Raw genomic sequence first — 23,372 nt, 5'->3', positions numbered from 1 at the left:
TATAATGAGCCCATTACAGATCGAAGTATTACTCCAGCAATCCTGGCTGCAATTTCAGTATGGTTTTTTCAGTAACAGTATTACGCTGATCCGGACATTACTTATTTATAATCCGGATCATATCCGCGCACGTAAAATATTAATTCTCGCCCTGATTGAGCATAAACAGGGACAGGAAGCGTTATTTCAGTGTGCACTGCTGCATCATGCCGGATACAGTGATGCGAATCTGCTGTTGTGTGAAACACTGGCATTTCAGCAGGAGGGATTATACGAGGAAGCACTCGAAACCTACCGGCGTTATTTACTGCACAGGACATACTGTGGCTGACGCCAAATCCTTACTTCTCCGCATTGCCGGGCGGCAGGATATATTTCTCGCGCTGTTGTTACTGGCTGTCATTTTTATGATGATTCTGCCGCTACCGGATTTTATTCTGGATACGCTGATTGCCGTCAATATGATGATATCCGTCACCTTGCTGATGATGGCTGTTTATATCCGCTCTCCGCTTCAGTTCTCTGCCTTTCCTGTTGTTCTGCTGGTTACGACGCTTTTCCGGCTGGCTCTGGCCGTCAGTACCACACGGATGATATTACTGGAAGCGGATGCCGGGCAGATCGTTGAGACATTCGGCGAGTTTGTGGTCGGCGGGAATCTGGTGGTGGGTATTGTGATTTTCCTGATTATCACCGTGGTACAGTTTCTGGTGATAACCAAAGGTGCGGAGCGTGTGGCGGAAGTCAGCGCGCGTTTCTCTCTGGATGCGATGCCGGGCAAGCAGATGAGTATTGACGGCGACATGCGTGCGGGCGTGATTGATATGGATGAAGCCCGCGAACGCCGCCGGGTGGTGGAGCAGGAAAGTCAGATGTTCGGTTCGATGGACGGTGCGATGAAATTCATCAAAGGTGATGCTATCGCCGGACTGGTGATCATCTGCGTTAATATCATCGGCGGGCTGGCTATCGGAACCGGGCAGAAAGGGATGAGCGCCGCGGACGCGTTACAGCTGTACAGTATTCTGACCGTCGGGGATGGTATGGTGTCGCAGATCCCGGCACTGCTGATTGCGGTGACCTCCGGGATTATCGTTACCCGGGTCTCTTCCGGGGACTCACGTGATCTCGGAAATGATATCGGACAGCAGATAACCGGGCAGCCGCAGGCGTTACAGGTCGGTGGTTTTCTGCTGCTGTTGTTCGGGCTGGTGCCGGGGTTTCCGGTTCTGACATTTATGACGCTGGCACTGCTCCTGACAGGCGGGGGGTATCTGCTGAAACGGCGTGCAAAAAGTCAGAATATGCCCCCCGCGCAATCACTCAGTGCTGCAGTGGCCGGTGGCGCGGGCGCACCGGTACTGCGTTCTTCTGAGAGGACGACAAAGGCGGACGGTAGTGATGAGGCGCTGGCAGAGCCGGAAACCTTTGCACTGACGGTACCGCTGATGATGGAATTCAGCACATCATTACAGGCCGGACTGATTGCGGATGATTTTAATCAGGCGCTGATCCGCCTGCGCCGCCGCCTTTATCTTTCACTCGGTGTACCGTTCCCCGGCGTGAGTCTGCATTTCAGTGATTATCTTCCGGCGGATACTTACCGGATCTTATTACAGGAAGTACCGGTCGGAGAGGGCGTTCTGCCGGAAAAACAGCTTCTGGTGCGTGAGGAAGAAAAGCAGCTGACGATGCTCGGGGTGCGGTATGAGCAAAGAGGAACATGGTTCGATGGTTCACCGGCGTACTGGATCACAGAACAGGAGTCTGTGCGGGCAAAAGATGCCGGTTTACACTGCTTACCGGCGATGGGCATTATTAAGGCCCATCTGGCGTTTATTCTGCAAAAATACGCTGCCGATTTTATCGGTATTCAGGAAACCCGCTATTTACTCGGGCAGATGGAAGGCAGTTTCAGTGAATTAGTCAGAGAAGTACAGCGGGTGGTACCGCTGTATAAAATCACTGATGTACTGCAACGGCTGGTGGAAGAGGATATTTCTATCCGTAATATGCGCACCGTTCTGGAGGCACTGACAGAGTGGGGGCAAAATGAAAAAGACGTTGTGATGCTGACGGAATATGTCCGCGGAGAGCTGGGCCGTTATATTTGTCATAAATACAGCAACGGCAATTCGGTGTTACCGGCGTTTTTGTATGATCATGAACTGGAAGAACTTATCCGCAGCCATATCCGCCAGACCCTTTCAGGCAGCTATCTGACACTGCCGCCGGGAGTGCACGAAGCATTGATGGCCGCAATGAAAGCGATGTTCGGGGATTTACAGAGAATGATGAATAAACCGGTGCTGATTGTATCACGGGATATCCGGCGTTATGTCAGACGGCTTATTGAGCAGGAATTTTCGTCATTGCCGGTTATTTCTTATCAGGAATTACTGCCTTCGGTGAATATCCAGCCGCTCGGCAGAGTGAGAATTGATGAAGTGATAAACTCACAGATTGATAATGACATAAAATAGCGGGTTTTTATCTTACTATTCCTGCTATGGAAAATGAAAAAATAATAAAAAAAACGCTGAGCGACAGTATCTCTGTGATCAGAGAATATCAGTGCTGTCAGGCAAAATATAATCTGGCATTAATAAGACTGGATATTCATCCGGTGATTGTCAGGTTATATCTGAGTAACATTCCCCGCGAAGAAATAAGGTGAATAAATGGATAGTATCAGCAATATTAATCAGCCGGCTCTCTGGCAACAGGATAATAATAACTGCGGGGCCACTGAAAATTACCGGCTGGTATCCGATATACTGAATAAATATAATATCAGCGTGAACAATGAAGACTACCGTCAATTTTCACCCGATATGGTGATTGATACCTTCTGCCGGAAAAATAACATCATTATTGACAGACAGAAGCTGGATGACAATATCAGTCATATCCGCGGGATCACCGGCGATACTATCAGCCTGAAATCACTGCTGATGATTGTCGGGGCGAGCAATCAGTATAACGACATGGTCAGTGAGATCCTGTCCGGCATGAATAACAGTGTCGAAAGTACACGGGAAGCCCGCGATAATATCAAAGAGGAACTGCATGAACTGGCCATTGAGCTGAAGATTTTCAGTATTATCCAGTCTCAGCTGAATAAAACGCTGTCATCGGCAAATCAGGAAATCAATATTGATAATAACGGCCAGAATTTACTGGATCCGGCGCTGTACGGAATGACAGCGGCTGAGTTTAACGGCCCGCCGCCATCAAAAGAAAAAGTCTTTCTCGATAAAATTGCCGGAAAAGAAACCGGTCCCGGCGATATTTTATCTATCAAAGATTTTCTGCAAAGCGATAAGAAATCATCACCGGCAATGAGCGGGCTGGAAAATAAATATGTCTATGACAAGAATAACAATAAATTAGGGCACTTTGCCGGTATGGTCGGCGATGTATCACGACCGCTTAACGATATGGTGAATGAAAAAAGCACACAGCTTAATGAAATCAGCAATATCTATAATTCATCCATTGAAGCATTAACCCGTTTTATTCAGAAATTAGATACATTACTTCAGGATTTATCCGGCTCGATATAATTAAAGGAAAATAACATGGATGTTCATGACAATACCACAACAGAATCAGAACTGAATAAATTTATTTCGGAAGGCGGATCACTGGCGATGCTGAAAAATATTTCCGGCGATGAACTGGAAAAAATATATGCAGTTGCCTGTGATTTTTATGAATCCGGAAAATATCCGGATGCGGAAAGTTTATTTCAGGTGCTGTGCATGCTTAATCACTACGATAGCCGTTTTTTCCTGGCGCTGGGCGCCTGCCGTCAGCAGCAGGCGCGTTATCACCAGGCGCTGGAAACCTACAGCTATGCTTCGCTGATGTCGCCGTCAGATCCGGCATTTCCGTTTCATGCCGGTGAGTGTCTGCTACATCTGAAAGAGTTCAGCTCAGCAATACAGGCGTTTACCAGTGCGGAATTGCTGGCCAAAACCCGTCCGGGCCATGACGTGCTGCTGAAAAAAGCCGGTGTCATGTTGACGGCGGCCAGAGAACAGGCGGAGGCCGGAAATGCAGAATGTCATTGATTTACCCGGGGTAAGACCGGCACCGGCGAATGATTTTTCTGCCGTATCCCGTGCCGCTGCCCGGCCGGTTCAGCAACCCGGTGCCACCCCGGTTGAGCCGCAGCCTCTGTTGCCGCAGGAAGCAGAGTACGGCCTGACCAAAGATATTATCCCGCTGGTTAAACCGGATATTGAACAGCCGGATAACACGGAAGCATTGGCGGATAAAACACAGGGGGTGGCGGATAAAGACGCTCACCGCAGCTGGCAGGCACTGATCACCAGCCGCGATACGATTGAGAAAGTGCTGGCGAAAGGTAATTTTGAAACCGAACTGGCGTTGTTGCTGACACAAATAAAATCCGATATGAAGGATATCAAAGTCAGCCAGATCCGGCAGGCGCGGGAAGAGAATACGCAGAAAATTGCGGAAAACAGAGAGCAACTGAAAGAAGCGGAAACCCGTTTTGAGGAAGCAGAACGTTCGCGTACGGCGAATAAAATATTCGGCTGGCTGAGTTCGGCGGTTTCAGCCATCGCGGGAACGGTATTAATCGCAACCGGCGTCGGGGCGCTGGCCGGCGCGATGATGATCGCCAGTGCAGTGACCAGCGTTGCATCTCAGATAGTCAATGAAGCGGCGGAAGCCGGTCTGATTGATGATGAAACGATGAAATATCTGGGCCCGGCGATGACAGGACTTCAGGTTGTCGCGGGGATCGCCACCTGCGCGGTGACATTTGGTGGTGGTGCGGCCGGTGTGATTGCTCAGGAGGGCGCCAGAGCCGGGAGTACGCTGGTGCAGACCGGGTTGTCTGTTTCCGGCTCAGTACTGGATGCGGGGGCCGTTATCTCCGGTACCACCGCGGCGGTTTTGTCAGGTCTCGGGAACAAGCAGATTGCCGGTTCACAGGAAACAAAAGGGCAGATGATGCTGTTACAGCAGGCCATGACAAAGCTTCAGAATGAATTCAGCAAAATGATTTCACAGCATCAGGATGCAATGTCGGCATTATCCCGTTTTTCTCAGGAAAAAGCGGAAGTTGCCGGCCGGATAGCCGCGGCACATGCCGCAAAATAAATAGTCGTGAAATTATTATATTAATCAATTAACCAGGGAAAAGGATAGTAATCATGGACGCAATTTCAGGCACAAAAACACCCGTCATCACACTGAATGACATTCAGCAGCCGGACAGTAAACCGGTGAAAACAGCTGAATCAGGCGGAAAAACACCGGTGGAAATGGGACACTCCCCGGTAAAAAATACGGTTATCAGCGGTGACAGCGGTATTGCGCTGCCGAAACCACCGGCAGACGGCAAAGACAGTTCGGTACTGGACACGATATCGTCATCACTGGCGGATTTACAGTCTCTCCTCAGCAGCGTGAAGGACGCCAAAGAGCAAATCAGCAATAAACTGAGTGAAATGACGAACTTCGCTTCTGTTGATAATCTGAAATCATCCGCAGGTGAGCTGAACCTGAGCTCAAACTGGCAAATGGCGTTTTCGGTGATTTCCGGCGTGTTATCAGTGGGGACAATGGTACTGAATAATGTGTCGGCTTATCAGGATCAGATTGCCGCGCAGCAGGAAAATGCACTGAGCAGCGGTATTGAAAAAACACAAAGTGATATTGCCAAAACCACAGAGGCACTGAAAGACCCTGCTCTGACGGCAGAAAGCAAAAAGGCGCTGGATGAGCAGCTTTCGGCTCTGAATACATCACTGGCATCACAACAGGATGCGCTGGCGGAATTGATGTCCGGTACTGAAACCCGCAAAGCCTGGACAGAGCTGGCGCTGAATCTGATGCAGGGTACATCCGGTTTTATCAGTGATAATCTGATCAGCGGCGGTACAGAAGAGATACAACCGGAGACGGAAAGCGTGAAAGAAGAAGGCGGTACTCTCTCCGTACTGGATGACATTATCAGCAAATCAGAATCGGTGCTGGAGAAAGCGAAAAATAATATGGCAGCAGCGGACGCTTTTCCGTACATTCCGGCAAAAGCATAAGGAAACAATACCTTCTATTTCAAAGGGCGCAGAAGCGCCCTTTTTGCTATTTTTACGGCTGATGTTATCAGGCCGGAAACGTCTTTTTTTATACAATCAGCCCTGATTTTTATATGGGGCAATGATGAAAAAATATCTGCTTTTTCCGGTGATAATGCTGGCCGGATGCGTGGTTGTGAAACCAGAGCCTGCGGGCAGGGTAACCGGCTATGCCGATCTGCCGGGGTTCCGTTATGAACAGCAGACACTGGTGCTGACTGTCTGTCAGGGCAAAAAGGCGGTGACATCTCCGGTCGTTGAACAGCGCGCTGAGGTTTCTGTACTGCCCTATTATTTCGACTTTGAACTTCCGCGCTTTATGATTGACGATAAACCCCTGCGTCTGAATGTCCGGCTGTTGCGGGCTGATCAGCTGACGGTTGAAGCGGAGCAGGAACAAACGTTTCTGCCGGGAGAACCGGTCAGTATTACGCTGAAACCGGGCTCTGATTAAGGTGTCTGTTATTTTCATGAATTCTGCACGGAGTAATCTGCCGGAAAATAGCCTGTTTTCACTGGTTCGGGTTGTATATGAATCTGAGAGGAGGGGAATCCCGGCAGAATAAATCGTTGAAACAGAAGGCAGAAAAATCCGGGGGACGACAAGGGCTTGAGGAAGATAAAATCCTGATGTAATTATGATATTTTTATTCTGTCCTCTTCAGTTAAGGTAGACATCTGAGAGGGCGGTGACGGATTGTAATGCAGGGATGTTGTCACGGGATACACGGAGTGTATCCGGATATAGTCACCGCTTTCTCTATTTCCCTGATTACATACTGATACTGGTCTTAATCCGCCCTTTACCGGCGCGGCGGCTGCGTACAATATGACAAAAGAATCTTCCGTAATATAAAAATACCGTGATAAAGGTCTGCCATGCTTAATATTATGCTGACATCCCTTTGGTTTCTATGGGGATTGTTATTGTATGCAGTAATAGCCGGGCATGCATCGTGGCCTGTTTATTTAACGGGTATCGCCGCTGTTATTTGCGCTATTACGATTCTCCCGAAAAGGAAAAAGGAAAGGAAAAACGTCATGTTCGGTAAGAAAAAACAATCAGATGTCCCGGAAGCGGAGCCGGTTGCGGCACCGTCATCAAAAAACAGAGAAGAAAGAGATGAAGAGGACAGAAAAGCAGCTGAACTCAACGCTCAGGCAAATGAAATCAGTCAGTTGCTGTCAACCCGCGGTGAAGAGAAACAACGCCCGCTGGCTTCCCTCGAATCCCGCCAGCCGACTGTGATCAGCAAAGAAACCCGGCTGACCGGTGATCTTGAAATCAGCGGTAACCTGCAAATCTGGGGCAAAATTAAAGGTCAGATCAAAGCCCGTTCCGGCACTGTCAGCATTATGCAGTCCGGTGTGGTGGAAGGGGATATTATTGCTGAAACACTGCTGATTGATGGCGTGCTGACCGGCACCTGTACAGCAGAGCAGGCGGAGATTCTTGAGCATGGTGAACTTAACGGTATCTGCCGGGCGTCTGCTTTCTCCATCCGTAAAGGCGGCACTTTTATCGGCCAGTCAGAACCGTATGTTCCTGCCGGTAAAGCAACCGCAGCGGCACAGGCCCCTCAGTCCCGCCCGGAGAATAATAAACCGGCCGCAGTGACAGAGCCGAAACCGGCTGAAAAAACCGGTGCGGCAGAGAAAGCTCAGGAATCAGCACCAAAATCATCCCCGTCACAGAACGGCAACGGTAAAAGTAAAGAACCGGAAAAGGTCCCGTCTGTCTTTAAGCGCGTATAACCGCGCCGCGTTCAGCCAAATCCGTTATACTTCTCCGGTATCGTTTATCACTGAATACACCGGAGGAGTATATGCTGATTATTGACACCCCGCGTCTGCGCCTGCGTCCCTGGACGCCGGAAGATTATGCGCCGTTCCGCGCGCTGAATGCTGATCCGCAGGTTATGCGTTTTTTTCCTGCATGTCTGAGTGCGGCAGAAAGCGATGCGATGGCCGATGAAATTATCCGCCGTTTTGAGCGGCAGAAATTATTCGGATTATGGGCAGCGGAAGAAAAAAACAGCGGGGAATTCACCGGTTTTGTTGGCCTCAATATTCCGTCAGCTCCTTTTGATTTCAATCCGTGTACTGAAATCGGCTGGCGTCTGGCGAAACGCTTTCACGGCAAAGGCTATGCGACAGAAGCGGCAAATGCGGTGCTGCATTATGCCTTTATGCAGTTGAATATGCCGGAGATTGTCGCTTTTACCGCGAAAGTGAATCTGCCTTCCGAACGGGTGATGGTGAAAGCAGGGATGCAGTATCAGCGGGATTTTCAGCATCCGTCACTGGAACAGGGTCATCCGTTACAGACCCATGTTCTGTATAAAATCACACAGGCGGATTACCGCGCCCGGCAATCCTGATTATTCGCGCGGTGTACGGCGTCTCGGCGGCAGAGGCGGCACCGGTTTTTTGTCATCAATAAGATGACGGACAGCCAGGATCGGATGATGCCACAGCATACGCGGACCGGCCCAGCGCATGATCACTTTCATTTCTTCCCGCGGCTTTGGCTGATAGCAGTGTACCGGACACTGCTTACAGGCGGGTTTATCTTCACCGTAACGGCATTTTTCCAGCCGTTTCACCGCATAAGCCAGCAGATTACGGTAATGTTCCGGGGCATCTGCCGGTGCCGGATGGCGGCGTTCATACAGTTCCACCATACGGGTAACGGTGTTGATTTCCCGCAAAATACGTTTACCGGCCATCGGAAACTCCTCTTTCGTGCAGTAAAACCCATAAATTTAAATAGTGTGCTTAAAATTTGCTTTCTTTTTATTTAAAAATAAAATACTGTATATCTATACAGTTCACGGAGAGCAACATCATGCGTATTGAAATTCTGTTAGATAAACGAAATGCAGTGCCTGCGCATCTTATTCAGTCCCTCGAAGTTCAGTTAAAACGCCGGATCCTGCCGTTATATCCGGACATGCAGTTCCGTATTGCACAAAGCAGCCAGACCACCATTAATATTTCGGGTGTGAAATCCCCCGACGATAAACAGTCACTGATGGATACCATTCAGACCATCTGGGAAGATGACAGCTGGATGGACGATGATAACGCATCATCATGATTTTTTTCCTGTTACAGGAAACGCTATCTCCCTGTTTTTGTGCCTTCAGGGGAGATAGCGGTTTTTTCATGTCACTCAGTGATTGCAGATTTTCTCAGCAGATGTGCTGAACCCTTCTTCACTGCCAATAAATTTTCCGCGTGCCGCCAGAAAACTGACCAGCGCTTTCGCATCCATATTTTCTGCCGAGCAGGTATGGAAACGGGTATCTTCGCCGAATGTGGCGTGAATATCCGCGATAAGGGATTCAGTGGTGTAGTTTTTCCCGCTTTCAATAATCATGTTCATGACTTCGTGGCCATGGACAGAGGCTTTCTCAGACATAATAACTCCGGTCGGATATTAAAGATGTAATTATTATGCATCTTTTAAGGCGCAACAGAATTGCGTCAGGTCAGATTATGGTGAGAAAGGGAAGGTGACATAAGATAACGCCCCGGGAAAGGGCGTTATCTGACAGGGAGAAGTTACTGACACTCCGCTAAAATACGCTGCATCTCATCTTTTACGTGTAGTTTTTCTTTTTTCAGCCGGACGACATTGTCGTTATAGCCTGCGCCGTTCGGGCCTTCAAGCTCGGCAATCTCATTATTTAACTGATGATGCTTCAGATGCAGTGCGGCAAAACGAGGATTTGAATCTTTAAGCTGTGCTATAAGGGCTTGCTGATCAAGTGGCATAGAACCTCCTGTTTGACGGGGAATGTAGCCTTTTCAGTATAACAAACACAATACGGAATGCATGGATCGCGTCGTTATATCCGTGATCAGAATGGCATAAATAGGTGGTGATTTATTGGCGGGATTGATGGCGCTCACCGGAATCATTGGTTTAACACACTGGCCATGATTATTTTTATGATATTATATGCCACTTTATAAGAATACTCTGTGTTTTAGTCTGGCGGTGAACTAAATATTATTATAATGTTCTTAATAGTCAGCATGAAGATTATGAGATGATTTCGTAATCATATGTACTTATAAAAACAAGGTAATTATCTGATGAAAAAATTGATTCTTCCTGTTATGGCCATGTTTGCTGCCGCAGGCGCTTATGCTGAAGAAGCAAAAATTGTTGCTGCAACACCACTGACTGCGGTAAAAGCAGCAGAGCTTGTCAAAACAGAGCCCGCTGCTGAGGTAAAAGCAGCAGAGCTTGTTAAAGCAGAGCCGCTGAAGATGATAAAAAATGACAATGGCATGAATGAGCTGAAACATTTCCCGCAGGCTGCGTCAGGTCAGGTTCGCCATGTGATTGCTGTTGAGCCGAAGGCGGATGAAAGTCAGTATAAAATCGAACTGGTGATCGGTAAAAACCAGATGACGGACTGCAACCGTCAGTGGTTCGGCGGGACGCTGACACAAAAAACCGTTGAGGGTTTCGGTTATGACTATTATGAAACCGGCGAATTAACCGGGCCGATGTCCACCATGATGGGCTGCCTGAATAATGAAAAACATGAAGCATTTATCAGTGCGAATCTGGGCGATGAAGCGTTTGTCCGCTACAACAGCCGTCTGCCGGTTGTGGTTTACGCGCCGAAAGATGTGGATGTGAAATATCGTGTCTGGAGCACGGACAACCAGCTGCTGGATGCACCGGCAAAATAATCCGTTAATTTCTGACATATAAAACACGGCATCCGCCGTGTTTAAGATTGCCGACAAAGCAGGATAAAACGTGGTTTTTCCTGCTTTGTGTTATCAACCAAAAGCGTTATCAGCCGAAAATCAATAAATTGATTTTCCTGGTTTACTTTTACAACCTTTGTCGGACGTCGCCAACCCCTGCGGGTTTGTCAACGGCCTGAAACACGGCATTCGCCGTGTTTTTTTATTCTGTTCTGTCATCATTTCGTCGTACACTTAAACCCATACTGTTTACAGGCGTAACTGTCATTTATTACTGAGGCTATTGATTATGGAATTTCAGCCATCCCGCCAGATAGCAACCGTTCTGCAATGGATTCTGAATATTGCGCTGCTGATTTTAGGTGTGCTGCTGATTGTGTTTATGGGAAAAGAAACACTGACACTGATTAATCTGCTCTTTTCCGCACAGGAGAAAACGACCTATCTGTTATTAGACAGTATCGTGACCTATTTCCTGTATTTTGAATTTATTGCCTTAATTGTGAAGTATTTTTCGTCGGGCTATCATTTCCCGCTGCGCTATTTTATCTACATCGGTATTACGGCGATGGTGCGGTTAATTATTGTTGACCACTCTGACGCTAACGCGACATTCCTGCATACCTTGTCAATACTGGCGCTGACGGTGGCGCTATATCTGGCAAATACCGATAAGCTCAAACGCAGCTGAAATAATATGCCCCGCAGTATCGCGGGGCAGAACCGGCAGATAAACGGGATTAACGGATAACCATCACTGAGGTTTTGGCGTGACGGACAATCGTTGCTGCGGTGGAACCGAGCAGGAATGTTGCCGCCCCCGGGCGGTGAGAGCCCATCAGGATCAGATCGGCGTTAATCTCTTTGGCATAAGAAAGAATTTCATTTTTGGCTGATCCGATAGCCGCGTGCAGGGTGTACTGACTTTCCGGCACGGCAATCCCTTTAATAATCTCTTTCAGTGCGGCAAGCGCCAGCTCAATACGCTCTCCGGACTCCCGCATACTGACCGGCATTGAGGCGTATTCCACACCGAAGAACATTTCCACGTTAGGGATAACGGTGAAGAAATGGATTTTCGGGTTATCAATTTTTGCCAGCGCTTCCACATGGGGCAGCATTTTGTCTGTCAGGTCATCTTCCAGAATATCAATCGGAACCAGAATTGTGTTGTACATACAGCCTCCTGTTAACTGAAATCAGTATCAGTATGGCAAAAAATGACAGGACGTGCTGTGATCATGACGGCAGCTTATTTAATTTGTGAAATGAAAATAACTATCGTTTATTTTTATTATCCGCACTTATGAAAATAACAAAATAAATTAAAGGGAATAATGATGGTTTAATCCGGGCAGGGAAATGAAATAAGTCGTTTTAAAAGCGATAAGAATAATGATTCTCAGTTATAAAAATCAAATGAAATCATAAAATTGGAGACGTGAAAAAATTATTGTGGCATACTGCAGACGCTGAATTATTATTCTGAGATAACCTTATTAATTGTAATTTTTTATTTCCTGTTCATAAAGAACGGCATTTATCCGTTCGCTGAACTATAATGATCACGATTCACTGCAATGATTTGCTTTGTGTTGACCACAATATTAATGTGGAATTAAATTATGTCTAATATACCTGCACAGGCGGATGAAACCGTCAAAAACTGCGCGGATATCAGCCGTGAGATAAAATTTGCGGCCGCGAAAAAAAGTACCTGGGTCAGTGTCTGGGTGAATAGCCTGCTGTCTGCGTGGCAGATAGCGGCAGGTATTTTTTCGCATTCACAGGGTCTGATTGCTGACGGGGTTCATACCTTATCTGACCTTATCGCTGACTTTGTGGTACTGATTGCCAACCGCGGCAGCCGCAAAGCGCCGGATGAAGAACATCCTTACGGCCATTTCCGTTATGAAAATGTGGCATCGCTGGTTCTGGGGGTGCTGCTGCTGGTCGTCAGCGGAGGCATGTTGTGGACGGCCGGTTCACGGATTATGTCGCCGGAAACCATCCCCGAAGTGCACTCACTGGCACTGTATGTGGCGCTGCTGGCGCTGCTGGCAAAAGAGGGGCTGTTCCGTTATATGCTGCATGTGGCGCGCAAAGTGAAATCCAATATGCTGGAAGCCAATGCCTGGCACGCCCGCTCGGATGCTGCGTCATCGCTGGTGGTGGCTGTCGGGATCACCGGCAGCCTGCTGGGTTATAAAATACTGGACCCGATCGCGGCACTGGTCGTCGGGTTATTTATTCTGCGTATGGGGGTGAAATTTACCCTTCAGTCACTTCAGGATTTGATGGATCGCGGTGCGGATGAAGAAACCGTCGCCAAAATTACACAGTTGGTGATGGACACCCCGGGGGTGGAGGGGGTTCATGATCTGAAAACCCGTAAGTCAGGTGATTATCTGCTGGTGGATGTTCATCTTGAAATCGATGAAAACCTGACAGTTAAAGAAGGGCATGACATTGCCATTGTGGCTGAAATGAATATCCGCCGTGACCCGCAGGTGCTGAGTGTGATGACGCATATTGATCCCGCCCAGTCCGTCCGTGCCGGGCTGACAACCTGATTATTATCTTCTGGCAGAATCACCGTTGCGGGTATGAATCCGCAACGGTTATCTGTTATTAGTTGCACCTGTACCCGGTTTAATTAGAATGGCGGACATAATGACATTAATGATCAGAACGCTGCGGGTATGATGAAATTTTTGGGATGGGAAAAATGCAGCTTCAGTGACTATGAAGCCTGTTGTGAAAAATTCGGTTATAACGCGGAAACCTCACCGCACTATATTAAGTTTGCTATGGCGCAGGGTGCTGAACCGGATTTTTACGCCTATACAAAAAAAGGTGTTATTGAAGGTGCGGTCTGCACGGATAATGGCTGGCTGGCAAATGACGATAAAAACCCGGAAAACAGTCTGAAGTGGATGTATTTCCCCCGTTATTCCATCCTGCTGCCTTTTAATAAAAACGTTAAATGTTTTTTGCCGTTTAAAACCAAATCTCTGAGTACGGAATGCCGTCAGTTTTATAACAGCTCATTCTCATTGTTCTCCCGGCGTCATGTGGCCATTTCAAAAGATCTTTCTGCTTTTTCAGCTAAAACCAAAGCCACCCGGAAAAAAGAGATCCGTAAATTTATGGCGGATGGCGGGACATTTGAAAATGTCAGCACTGCGGGGCCGGATTTTTTATTTGAAACTTACTTCCGGTTATATGCTGAACGGCGGGAGCATGAAGTGGAGAATGATCCGGTTATCCGCGCACTTTTTCATCATTGCTATAATCATTTTTTCGGGGAAATTGCATTTTTTGACGGTAAAGCGGTGGGTATTCAGTTATTACTCTCCACGTCGTCAAAACAGGGAACATTTATTGATTTTCTGAATATTGGTTATGATATGGGCTTACGTAAATATTCCGTCGGCACTATGCTGATGTGGCGTAATCTCTGTCTGACAGCGGAACTGCCTGCGCCGGTGACCTATTCTTACGGCATGATGTCGGGGGAATATAAAACCCGCTGGTGTGACCCTGTCAGTGTCGGTCGTTCAATTACATTCTGACGAACAAGACAGGCTATCCCGGTATATCCGTCTTTTTATATAGAACTGCGGGACAGGCGGATAAATCTTCCCTGTTTATCCCGGTGCAGAGAATAAAGGACTTTTTTATTCTGTGCGGATAACCAGATTTCATTCTGTCCCTGATCCTGAGTTCGGTAGAGGTAATAGCCGGTATTATTCAGATAATCTTTCAGGGGCGTGTAATCCCGTGCATCATGAAAAACAATACTGCTCATTTCAGATATTGTTCCCTCTGTCGGGATATATTCAAACTGATATTTTTCTGAAATCCGCGGTGCATTACGTATCCCGCTGTCAGTATACATATAATAGCGGTAAGTATCGGATTCATGATAAATGATGCGCCCCGTTTCATGAAAAAACAGAAATAAGCCAAAAAGAAAAACAGGAATACAAAGAAGCGGTAATCTGATTTTTTTCATGTGCTGACCTTTAATACACTGCCTGTACTATTTTCAAATATCTGTACTCAGGAATAAAGTGTTTCAGGTCAAAATGCTATCGTATTTATCTGATAATTATAATAATTAATATTTTTATCGTGAGCCGGGAGTGACAGCTTCAGCAGATTATCCGCTAAAGATAATCTGCTGTGTTCAGACAGGAAAATTACTGTTGCAGAGCCTGCGGATTGACGCAATTCTGACTGACATCACCTTTCAGGGCGCGCAGAATATTATCGGCGGCACAGGCCGCCATGGCGTAGCGGGTTTCATGGGTGGCGGAGCCGATATGCGGCATCAGTACCACATTATCCAGTGACAGCAGTGGGGAATCCGGCGGCAGAGGTTCCTGCTCAAAAACATCCAGACCGGCGGCGAGAATGGTTTTCTCTTTCAGTGCCTGTGCCAGTGCGGCTTCGTCGATCACGGCACCGCGCCCGATATTAACCAGAATGGCACTGCGTTTCATTTTCTCAAACTGTTCACGGCCGAATAAATGGCGGGTTTCAGCTGTCAGCGGCAGCGTGATGCAGACAAAATCCGATTCTGCCAGCAGGGCATCCAGTGAACGGTATTCAGCCTGATACGCTTTTTCGGTTTTTTCATGACGGGAGCGGGCGTTATAGAGTACTTTCATGCCGAATCCGCAGTGCGCCCGGCGCGCCAGCGCATCACCGATGCGGCCCATCCCGGCGATCCCCATCGTTTTATGATGAACATCGCAGCCGTACCAGTCAGGTGTGATGCTTTCCGTCCACTCGCCGCGTTTCACCCGTTCAGAGCTGATAATCATTTTCCGTGCTGTCGCCAGCACCAGCGCCATAGTAGCGTCGGCAACGGTCTCTGTCAGCACATCCGGCGTATGCATCAGTACCACATTCCGTGCACTGAGGGCTGATACATCAAAATTGTCATAGCCGACGGTGATAGTGGAGGCCACCCGCAGTTTGGGGGCCATCGCCAGAAAACGGGCATCAATTTTCCCGCCGGAACCGAGGATAGCATCCGCTCCGGCCAGCAGCGGTTTCACTGACGGGTCAATGGCCGGATCAATTTCCGGCACACGGCGGACATCACATTCAGCAGACAGGCGGGTGAGGATATCGTCAGGAATATCGCGGTAAACAAGTACGGATGGTTTCATCATGACCTCTCTGAGTGAAAAACTCATAAAATAATCTCTCTTTGATAGTATGATCATTATCACTATATTAACAATAAATCTGACACAGCATCCGAAAGGCGTTATCCCATGATAAAAATGCAAAAAAGCCACTGGTTGTCCGGCTTTCAGTGGTATTTCTTTATTTTCTGCAATACGGTGCTGATCCCGCCGACGCTGCAATCTGCGTTTCATCTCTCTGACGCCGTTACACTGACTATCACCCAATACAGTTTTATTGCCACCGCGCTCGGCAGTCTGGTACAGGTATTTACCGGCCACCAGCGTGCCATTATGGAAGGGCCGACCGGCCTGTGGTGGGCGACTATTCTGGGGATCGCGGTGGCAGAGGTGTCTTTCGGTATTTCTGCGGGCGTCACAGGGGCTAACCTGGCTATCGGGATTGCCTGTGCCGGGCTTATCACACTGGTGATTGGCTTTACCGGTGCGGGGGCCCGTATCGCCCGGATCTTTAACCCGGCGGTGATGGCGGTGTTTATGTTTATGATAGGCGCACAACTGGTGTCTATCTTCCTGAAAGGGATGCTGGGTCTGCCGTTTGGTATTATGCCGCCGGATGCCACGGTGAATTATCCGGTATTTTTCCTGGCGCTGGCAACGCTGATCCTGGTGCTGGGCGTGATTGTGTATGCCCCGGTATCGGTGGCCAAATATGCGCTGTTGATTGGCGTGTTGCTGGGCTGGGGCGCGTATGTGCTGCTGTTTTCCCCGCCGGCGCGGGATGTGGCATCTGCGTCATGGGAATTTCTGCCGCTCGGCAGCACTGACGGGTTTGAATTCCGCTGGGGTGTGATTATTACCTGTATCCTGACCGGATTGCTGAATATCAGTAATACCTTCGGTGCGATCCGTTCGACAGATATGTTTTACATGGATAAATTGCAGGAAAACAGTGTCCTGTTCCGGCGCAGTTTTATTGTCACCGGCTCGGTGACGCTGCTGACCGCACCACTGGCGGTAGTACCGTTTGCACCGTTTGTCTCCTCGGTGGGATTAATCACGCAGACCAATGACAGCAGCCGGACATCGCTGGTGGTCGGCAGTGTGCTGTTTCTGCTGATGGGGCTTATTCCGCCGGTCACGCTCTTTTTCAGCGGACTGCCCCTTGCCATCGGCAGTGCGGTGATGCTGGCGACCTATCTGCCGCTGATGTTCTCCTCGCTGGCTTTTGTGGACAAAATTTCTCTGAATGCGCGCAATATTTACCGGCTGGCAATTCCGTTGTTTGTGGGTATTTTCCTGATCAATCCGCCAGCGGTGTTTATCAGCGACCTGCCGGTGCTGCTGCGTCCGATGCTGGGGAACGGCATGCTGGTGGCAATTTTACTGGCGGTATTATCAGAAAGTCTGGTCCGCTGGGATAAGGTAAAGTAACGCTATTCTGCGGCATTTCTCCGGATGCCCGGGAAACTGTGATAAACTTTGTGTCTGTTCCGGCTCCGGAAAATGCACTGACAAAAGGATATTTATGACGCACAAACTCTGGCTGGCAACCGCACTGCTTCCGATTTTGCTCAGCGGTTGTGCCGCGCCCCTGCCACCGGCGCAGACACAGGAAAACTGCCCGGATTTCACCGGTATTTATCAGCTTCCGTTACAGGGAGAATCACAGAATATCGCCCTGACGCTGCTGGATAAATCCACCAATCAGTATGGTGTGGCAGTAAAAGATAAGAACGGCGTCGATCATTTCACCTCACGTCCGTATCAGGGCGATATGGTGCGGATGGATAAAAAAGAGATGAACGGCCAGCTGGCATGCAGTGTGATGATCGACCAGGTGGGGCTGATTAAGCAGGTTGAAAAGGGCGGCCCGATGCCGGGTTTCCCGGGGATTGCCCGTAACGACGATATTAAAATGGCCACCGGTTATGCGCTGTTTATTTTCAGCCCGCAGGGAATTGATTTTATTAATCTGATCAAAACTTCCGACGTAGTACCGGCGGAGTTGCAGCCACCACGCTGATAGTATGAAGGTGGATTGTGACGCCGGTGATTCCGGCGATAACCGGTAAAAATGAAAAGTCGCTGTGAATACGTCCCTGTAAGCTCAGGCTCGCCATCCATGGCTCGCATGCTTTTCATTTCTTTACCGGCCATCACCCTGTTACATAAAGTCAGAAATTCATAAATGCAAAAAGCCACCATCTGGTGGCTTTTCTGTATCTTCAGGCTAATCAGATATTCTCAACGGACTGCTCGCCGCGTTCCAGCGCGGTTTGCGCGGTCGGGGCATCGGCGATTTTCCGTTCTTCTGCGGTCAGGGTTTTCTCATAACGGCTGTATTTCCACCAAGCGTAGCCCAGGAAAATCAGTATCCCGCTGACGTTATAGAACAGGATGGTGGCAATATTGGCACCGGTCGGGAAAGTGGACGCCAGGAAACCGACAGTGAAAATCACAATCAGCAGGGAGACGACAGCAATCCCTGTGGTGCGTGAGCCCATGCGGAAATCACGCGGGATATGATCCAGTTTGCGGCGCAGGTTCAGATAGGCCAGCATGATAAACAGCGGCGGCAGCATTGAAGCGGCGGCGGTCATGTTGATTACGGTATTCATCAGATCCTGAACGGTATCGGAGCCGAGTGTCGGGATAAACATCAGCGGGATCACAATCAGGAACTGAATCCAGGCGGCACGTGCCGGAACACCGTGTTTGTTCAGTTCGACAGTTTTGGCACCAAAGACACCTTTCGGGATCTCAGCAAAGAAGATTTTGACCGGTGCCGCTGTCCACATCAGGAGAGAGCCGAACATCGCCGTGAAAGAAACCACGCCGACAAAACGGTTCATCAGGATCTCCGGCAGACCGAAATACGTGGATAACCCTTCAAAAACCTGCACAGAGCCGCCGGTGAATTTCAGTGCTTCACGCGGTACAAACACGTTAATCACCACCGAAGAGACAGAATAAAGCAGACCGATGAATAACCCGGCGATAATAATCACTTTTACGAATGCCTTACTGCCGCCTTTGACGTCATTCACATACACGGCAACAGATTCCGCGCCCCCGGCGGCCATAAAGATCCACGCGGTGATCCCGAGGAATGCCCAGTTAAAGTCCGGCGTCATGGCTTCTACGGTGATCGGATCAGCAGGCTGAATTCCGCCGACAAGTGCAACACCGGCCAGCGCGATATAGGAGAAGGTCAGCAGCAGCATCATCGAAGACGTGACCGAAGTCATCGGCCCCAGCAGTTTTGCCCCGTTGGTGGAAACGTAAGTGGAGAATGCAAACAGTATGGTACTGAGCAGCGCGGTGGTGACCGGCGTGAAGATATATTCATAGCCGAGGAACGCGTAAGAGGCATAGGCGATAACGCGCGGCAGCAGTGAGGTGAAGAAAAACAGGTTCACAAACCAGTAGGTATACGCGGCGAGAAAAGCCCAGCGGCCGCCGAGAGCACTGCGCACCCAGGCATACACACCGGCTTCGGAATTTTTATTCAGAGAAACGAACTCTGCGATAATCAGACAGAACGGAATAAAGTAGAAAATCGTGGCGATAAAGAACATCGGCGCAGAGGCCAGCCCGAGCTCGATATTATTATTAATAACATTATTAAAACTGTATACAGCGGCAAAAGTCATGGACAGCAGTCCGAACTTGCCGATGGTATTACGCGCGGATGTGGACATAGCGTTCTCCGTGGATCTCGACGCGGGCGGGTACAGAGCCCTGTTTTGTCGGGTGAAGGCGGGGTGGTTCCCCGCACATTTATTTATTCAGAAAATAACCGTCTTCAATGGTCACGGTGAGCACCACTTTGCGGACATCACCGGTGCAGGCGAACCGGTATGCCTCGTGATTTTCACACACCAGCACATTGCCGGGTTTGCAGAGCAGCGTTTCCCCGTTGCCGCGCAGGGTTTCGCGGTCAGTTTCATCGCAGTAGGCACCCACCGGTGTCAGGGTGGATTTGGCGGCGTATTCTGCGTTTTCTTCCCCCTCCAGCCAGTAATGCACCTGAAAGTAACGGCGTTTGCCGAGGAAATCCGTCTGCGGCTCTGCTTTTGTCTGAAGCCGGTACACCAGTGAATCGCCGACTGAGTAGGTCACATCAGGGCGGATACCGGGCAGGTTATTGATGGCCTCAATACAACGCTGCCATTTTTTTCCCTGACGGAAAAAACGCTGAAAATCAGTTAAATCAGTAAACAGGATCATGCTTCGCCTCCTGAGTGTGTTTCGCCGGAAAAGCGCAGTGCTGCGAGTGTTTCCGCGCGGCAGTCGCCCTGCGTGAACGGCAGCAGTGTGAATCCGAAACGGAACGGGCGGAAATAGACGCGGTAACTGTCGAGGACTTCACTGCCCCAGGAGTTCGAGCCCAGCCCGGTCAGGGCGTGGTCAAGATTCAGGGTGATATGGCCGTCCGGCTGCCATTCATGCTGATGTTGTGCACGGTGAAGCTCTTCCCCCCGGCACGGCCAGCAGCTGAAATTGACAGGCTGATCAGGACGCACAAACAGGCCGCTGCCGTGATTGTCCGTCAGCGCCAGCCAGCGGGTGTCCTGATGGTTGCCGTTGTTTTGCGGGAACGGGTAATTGACAAACAGATCACTGACCGGTGACTGATAGCGGCCGATAAGGTTGGCTTTGCAGCTGTCGGCATAGTTCTCGCCCGGCCCGCGTCCGTAGTATTCCGCGTGGTCAAAGCGGGCATCGATGCCCATATCCATACCGATACACGGGATCACATGCGGATAATCGCCGTACGGCTCGCCACTGAGTGTTACCGCAACATGGCCGTCCGGTGCAATGCTGTAGCGGTAAGTGCAGCGCATGCCGAAATCAAACACCGGCGGGGCTACCACGGAGTTCACCGTGACAATCACATGGCCGTTTTCCTGTGTCGTTTCCATACCACGGAAGTGTTCCTGCATGATTTGCAGGTGTGCCGGATGCCATAACCCTTCATATTCCTGTTTATGGTTATCAATCATCGGTTTAAAGAAACGCATCCGCGGCGCGGCGGCGAGCAGGGATTGCCCGCGGTTTTCCCAGTGAATTAATTTACCGTCGGTTTTTGAGAAGGTGAGGGTAAAATCACAACCGAGGATATGCATTTCCAACCGTTCGTCACAGATAGTCAGCGGAGTCGCATCATGGCGGATAAATGGCAGCACCGGTGCGGATGCCGCCGCCAGCGGGAACTGATAAACTGCGATTTCGTGTCCGGCGGCACTGTAACGGGTGGCATTCGGGCGGGTGACGATGATATTAACAAACATCTCGCGGCCATCAGCCTCCGGCAGATTCAGGGCAACACGTGCACTTTCACGGGAAGCGAGTTCCGGCAGTGATAAGATTTCACTGTGAATAATATTGCCGTCAGCGATGTATTCAGCGCGGATCTGACACTCCGCCAGCGTACTGAACCAAAAACGGTTTTCAATGGTGATTTCGCCGCTGTTCGCATCAAAATCGCGCACTTTCACCGGTGCGATGACCTGTTTGTACTCTTTCAGACCGGCGGATGGCGTCTGATCCGGGAAAATCAGGCCGTCCATACAGAAGTTATAGTTGTTCGGGTAATCGCCATAGTCGCCGCCGTATTTATAGAACGGACGGCCATGTTCATCCTGTGCCAGAATACCGTGATCACACCATTCCCAGACAAAATGTCCCTGAATGGCATCGTGGCGGTCAAATACCGCCTGATATTCACTCAGTCCGCCCGGCCCGTTGCCCATAGCGTGGGCATATTCGCAGATAATGCGTGGTTTCGGGTGCGGATATTCACCAAACTCATTCATCATCTGCACGCGGGAATACATGGTGCTGATGATATCCACCACATCCGCATCACGATCTTCTTCATAGTGGATCAGGCGGGTGTCATCAATAGCTCTGGCTGCATCATACATGGCGCGGATATTACAGCCGTAACCGGATTCATTACCGAGCGACCACATAATCACGGACGGATGGTTTTTCTGCGCATGCACCTGGCGGCGGATACGGTCAACATACACCGGCTCCCAGGACGGATCATCGGTGATCTGACTGAGATTGCCGACGTTGGCAAAACCGTGGGTTTCGACATCGGTTTCCGCCATCACAAACAGGCCGTAAATATCACACAGCTCGTAAAAACGCGGATCGTTCGGGTAATGCGCTGTGCGGACGGCATTGATATTGTGCTGCTTCATCAGCCGCAGATCCTGCTCCATCCGGCGGATACCGACAGCACGGCCTTTCTGTTCATCATTATCGTGGCGGTTGACACCGTGTAATTTCACATAATGATTATTGATATAAAACAGGCCATTGCGGATTTTTATATCGCGGAATCCCACGCGCTGCGGGATCACACTGAGCAGATTGCCGTTACTGTCCGACAGGCGGATCAGCAGGTGATACAGATACGGATCTTCTGCGCTCCAGCAGTGCGGGGAATCCATATCTGCGGTGAATGTAACGGTCTGCTCACCGGCAGTCAGGGTTGTTTTCTGCGAAAAACAGACGGTGCTGCCGTCATACAAAACAGCCTCAATCTGCATCCCGGCGGCGGAACCTGAAATTTCAGCGGATGCGGTCAGGCGCGCGCTGCGGTAATCCGGCGCAAAATCAGTGCGGACAGTCAGATCACGGATATGTACCGGCGGCTGTGCAATCAGATACACATCGCGGAAAATCCCCGCCATCCACCACATATCCTGGTCTTCGATATACGTGCTGTCCGCCCACTGCATGACACGGACCGATAACAGGTTTTCCCCGGTGCTGACAAACGCGGTGATATCAAATTCAGCGGTCAGGCGGCTGCCTTTGCTGAATCCGGCGTAGTGGCCGTTTACATAGACTTCAAAATAGGTTTCAACACCGTCAAATTTAATAATGATTTGCTGTTGCGACCAGCTTTCATCCAGGGTAAACGCGCGCTGATAAGCGCCGGTCGGGTTATCTGACGGGACAAACGGCACATCAATCGGGAACGGCCAGCCTTCATCGGTATACTGAAGCTGTCCGTGGCCCTCCATCTGCCACATATTCGGGACAGTAATGGATGACCACTCTGTCATCGGCGTATGGTAAAAAGCCTCCGGTACGCGCAGCGGATGATCAAAATAGCGGAACTGCCATTGTCCGCTGAGCAGTTTAAAACCCTGACTCAGTTCGCGCTGATACGTGCGTGCGGCGGCATCGTTATCATAGGCAAAGAAATACGCGCGCGGCGGCAGGCGGTTTTCATGCAGCAGGGTATAGTTTTCCCAGTTATTCACAGAAGCTCCTTCTTTATAGTCAGCAATCACTGCGGGCTATCGGATGAGATCAATCATTAACGGGATAT

The 23,372-nt window shown here is 49.6% G+C and carries 25 protein-coding genes; 16 read left to right on the top strand and 9 right to left on the bottom strand.

Translation table 11 applies throughout. From position 1 onward, the window contains the following. Positions 1 to 4: 4 nt before the first annotated feature. The 9 genes from AAZR23_RS09700 to AAZR23_RS09660 all read left to right on the top strand — a co-directional run bounded on the left by AAZR23_RS09700 (position 5) and on the right by AAZR23_RS09660 (position 8,497). A complete protein-coding gene (locus tag AAZR23_RS09700) occupies positions 5 to 331 on the top strand; it encodes a hypothetical protein (RefSeq protein ID WP_046894405.1) in 327 nt (108 codons plus the stop codon). Next, the gene (gene sctV / locus AAZR23_RS09695; RefSeq protein WP_348770425.1) at positions 324 to 2,483 is read left to right on the top strand and encodes a type III secretion system export apparatus subunit SctV; all 2,160 of its coding nucleotides are present in this window, start codon (positions 324 to 326) and stop codon (positions 2,481 to 2,483) included. Before AAZR23_RS09700 ends, sctV begins: the two co-directional genes overlap by 8 nt. A 198-nt stretch (positions 2,484 to 2,681) precedes the next feature. Beyond that, positions 2,682 to 3,566: a virulence-associated V antigen gene (locus AAZR23_RS09690; protein WP_434692131.1), complete on the top strand. Its 885-nt coding sequence runs from the start codon at positions 2,682 to 2,684 to the stop codon at positions 3,564 to 3,566. A 15-nt stretch (positions 3,567 to 3,581) separates the two neighbouring features. Next, positions 3,582 to 4,076 (top strand): SycD/LcrH family type III secretion system chaperone, encoded by a 495-nt coding sequence (locus AAZR23_RS09685; RefSeq protein WP_218426457.1) that lies wholly within the window; start codon positions 3,582 to 3,584, stop codon positions 4,074 to 4,076. Further along, complete coding sequence (sctE, locus tag AAZR23_RS09680; protein ID WP_434692128.1) at positions 4,060 to 5,136, top strand: type III secretion system translocon subunit SctE; 1,077 nt, start codon at positions 4,060 to 4,062, stop codon at positions 5,134 to 5,136. Before AAZR23_RS09685 ends, sctE begins: the two co-directional genes overlap by 17 nt. A gap of 53 nt (positions 5,137 to 5,189) precedes the next feature. Then, positions 5,190 to 6,077 (top strand): type III secretion system translocon subunit SctB, encoded by an 888-nt coding sequence (gene sctB, locus AAZR23_RS09675; protein WP_166708261.1) that lies wholly within the window; start codon positions 5,190 to 5,192, stop codon positions 6,075 to 6,077. Positions 6,078 to 6,198: 121 nt separating this feature from the next. Next, the gene (locus tag AAZR23_RS09670; RefSeq protein ID WP_166708260.1) at positions 6,199 to 6,570 is read left to right on the top strand and encodes a hypothetical protein; all 372 of its coding nucleotides are present in this window, start codon (positions 6,199 to 6,201) and stop codon (positions 6,568 to 6,570) included. Positions 6,571 to 7,157: 587 nt separating this feature from the next. Next, entirely contained in the window at positions 7,158 to 7,871 is a 714-nt protein-coding gene (locus AAZR23_RS09665) for a bactofilin family protein (RefSeq protein ID WP_218426454.1), read from the top strand. A 71-nt stretch (positions 7,872 to 7,942) separates the two neighbouring features. After that, complete coding sequence (locus tag AAZR23_RS09660) at positions 7,943 to 8,497, top strand: GNAT family N-acetyltransferase (RefSeq protein ID WP_107679993.1); 555 nt, start codon at positions 7,943 to 7,945, stop codon at positions 8,495 to 8,497. Here the strand turns inward: AAZR23_RS09660 and AAZR23_RS09655 are convergent, their stop codons facing one another. Continuing rightward, positions 8,498 to 8,845, bottom strand: coding sequence for a nitrous oxide-stimulated promoter family protein (locus AAZR23_RS09655; protein WP_434692124.1), 348 nt, complete (start codon positions 8,843 to 8,845; stop codon positions 8,498 to 8,500). A 119-nt stretch (positions 8,846 to 8,964) separates the two neighbouring features. On the opposite strand from AAZR23_RS09655, the gene AAZR23_RS09650 reads away from it, so the two are divergent. Further along, positions 8,965 to 9,216, top strand: a complete 252-nt coding sequence (locus AAZR23_RS09650; RefSeq protein ID WP_107679991.1) for a DinI family protein — start codon at positions 8,965 to 8,967, stop codon at positions 9,214 to 9,216. Between the two features lie 75 nt (positions 9,217 to 9,291). Here AAZR23_RS09650 and AAZR23_RS09645 read toward each other — a convergent pair whose 3' ends face one another. Together AAZR23_RS09645 and AAZR23_RS09640 are read right to left on the bottom strand one after the other, a co-directional pair. Then, entirely contained in the window at positions 9,292 to 9,540 is a 249-nt protein-coding gene (locus AAZR23_RS09645) for a YecH family metal-binding protein (protein WP_052927692.1), read from the bottom strand. Between the two features lie 143 nt (positions 9,541 to 9,683). Continuing rightward, complete coding sequence (locus AAZR23_RS09640; RefSeq protein ID WP_046894397.1) at positions 9,684 to 9,896, bottom strand: DUF465 domain-containing protein; 213 nt, start codon at positions 9,894 to 9,896, stop codon at positions 9,684 to 9,686. A gap of 324 nt (positions 9,897 to 10,220) precedes the next feature. Here AAZR23_RS09640 and eco point away from each other — a divergent pair, with 324 nt between their 5' ends. Both eco and psiE read left to right on the top strand, forming a co-directional pair. After that, positions 10,221 to 10,829 (top strand): serine protease inhibitor ecotin, encoded by a 609-nt coding sequence (gene eco, locus AAZR23_RS09635; protein ID WP_166708256.1) that lies wholly within the window; start codon positions 10,221 to 10,223, stop codon positions 10,827 to 10,829. 310 nt (positions 10,830 to 11,139) lie between these two features. Beyond that, positions 11,140 to 11,541 (top strand): phosphate-starvation-inducible protein PsiE, encoded by a 402-nt coding sequence (gene psiE / locus AAZR23_RS09630; RefSeq protein ID WP_166708255.1) that lies wholly within the window; start codon positions 11,140 to 11,142, stop codon positions 11,539 to 11,541. 49 nt (positions 11,542 to 11,590) lie between these two features. Here the strand turns inward: psiE and AAZR23_RS09625 are convergent, their stop codons facing one another. Beyond that, entirely contained in the window at positions 11,591 to 12,028 is a 438-nt protein-coding gene (locus AAZR23_RS09625; protein ID WP_107679987.1) for a universal stress protein, read from the bottom strand. Positions 12,029 to 12,475: 447 nt separating this feature from the next. On the opposite strand from AAZR23_RS09625, the gene AAZR23_RS09620 reads away from it, so the two are divergent. Next, positions 12,476 to 13,423 carry a cation diffusion facilitator family transporter gene (locus AAZR23_RS09620; protein WP_434692118.1) on the top strand — a complete coding sequence of 316 codons (948 nt, stop codon included), beginning with the start codon at positions 12,476 to 12,478 and terminating at the stop codon, positions 13,421 to 13,423. A 129-nt stretch (positions 13,424 to 13,552) separates the two neighbouring features. After that, positions 13,553 to 14,425: a GNAT family N-acetyltransferase gene (locus AAZR23_RS09615; RefSeq protein ID WP_071243248.1), complete on the top strand. Its 873-nt coding sequence runs from the start codon at positions 13,553 to 13,555 to the stop codon at positions 14,423 to 14,425. A gap of 35 nt (positions 14,426 to 14,460) precedes the next feature. On the opposite strand, the gene AAZR23_RS09610 is transcribed toward AAZR23_RS09615, so the two are convergent. Together AAZR23_RS09610 and ghrB are read right to left on the bottom strand one after the other, a co-directional pair. Further along, positions 14,461 to 14,868 (bottom strand): hypothetical protein, encoded by a 408-nt coding sequence (locus AAZR23_RS09610; protein ID WP_434692116.1) that lies wholly within the window; start codon positions 14,866 to 14,868, stop codon positions 14,461 to 14,463. Positions 14,869 to 15,055: 187 nt separating this feature from the next. After that, complete coding sequence (gene ghrB, locus AAZR23_RS09605) at positions 15,056 to 16,033, bottom strand: glyoxylate/hydroxypyruvate reductase GhrB (protein ID WP_230061327.1); 978 nt, start codon at positions 16,031 to 16,033, stop codon at positions 15,056 to 15,058. A gap of 108 nt (positions 16,034 to 16,141) precedes the next feature. On the opposite strand from ghrB, the gene AAZR23_RS09600 reads away from it, so the two are divergent. Then, on the top strand, positions 16,142 to 17,446 hold the full coding sequence (locus AAZR23_RS09600) for a uracil/xanthine transporter (protein WP_434692113.1): 1,305 nt from the start codon (positions 16,142 to 16,144) through the stop codon (positions 17,444 to 17,446). Between the two features lie 94 nt (positions 17,447 to 17,540). After that, a complete protein-coding gene (locus AAZR23_RS09595) occupies positions 17,541 to 18,038 on the top strand; it encodes a hypothetical protein (protein ID WP_434692110.1) in 498 nt (165 codons plus the stop codon). A gap of 211 nt (positions 18,039 to 18,249) precedes the next feature. On the opposite strand, the gene AAZR23_RS09590 is transcribed toward AAZR23_RS09595, so the two are convergent. From AAZR23_RS09590 to ebgA, 3 genes are all read right to left on the bottom strand, one after another. Beyond that, positions 18,250 to 19,716, bottom strand: a complete 1,467-nt coding sequence (locus tag AAZR23_RS09590) for an amino acid permease (protein ID WP_107679982.1) — start codon at positions 19,714 to 19,716, stop codon at positions 18,250 to 18,252. A 79-nt stretch (positions 19,717 to 19,795) separates the two neighbouring features. Beyond that, positions 19,796 to 20,245, bottom strand: a complete 450-nt coding sequence (locus AAZR23_RS09585; RefSeq protein WP_166708249.1) for a beta-galactosidase subunit beta — start codon at positions 20,243 to 20,245, stop codon at positions 19,796 to 19,798. Beyond that, positions 20,242 to 23,304 carry a beta-galactosidase subunit alpha gene (gene ebgA / locus AAZR23_RS09580; protein WP_434692107.1) on the bottom strand — a complete coding sequence of 1,021 codons (3,063 nt, stop codon included), beginning with the start codon at positions 23,302 to 23,304 and terminating at the stop codon, positions 20,242 to 20,244. Before ebgA ends, AAZR23_RS09585 begins: the two co-directional genes overlap by 4 nt. Positions 23,305 to 23,372 lie beyond the last annotated feature (68 nt).

The organism is Morganella sp. Je.2.23 (assembly GCF_051129855.1).
Classification (GTDB): Bacteria; Pseudomonadota; Gammaproteobacteria; order Enterobacterales; family Enterobacteriaceae; genus Morganella; species Morganella sibonii.
Note: the sequence above shows the minus strand (reverse complement) of the source record. Positions and strands in the feature narration are given on the sequence as shown.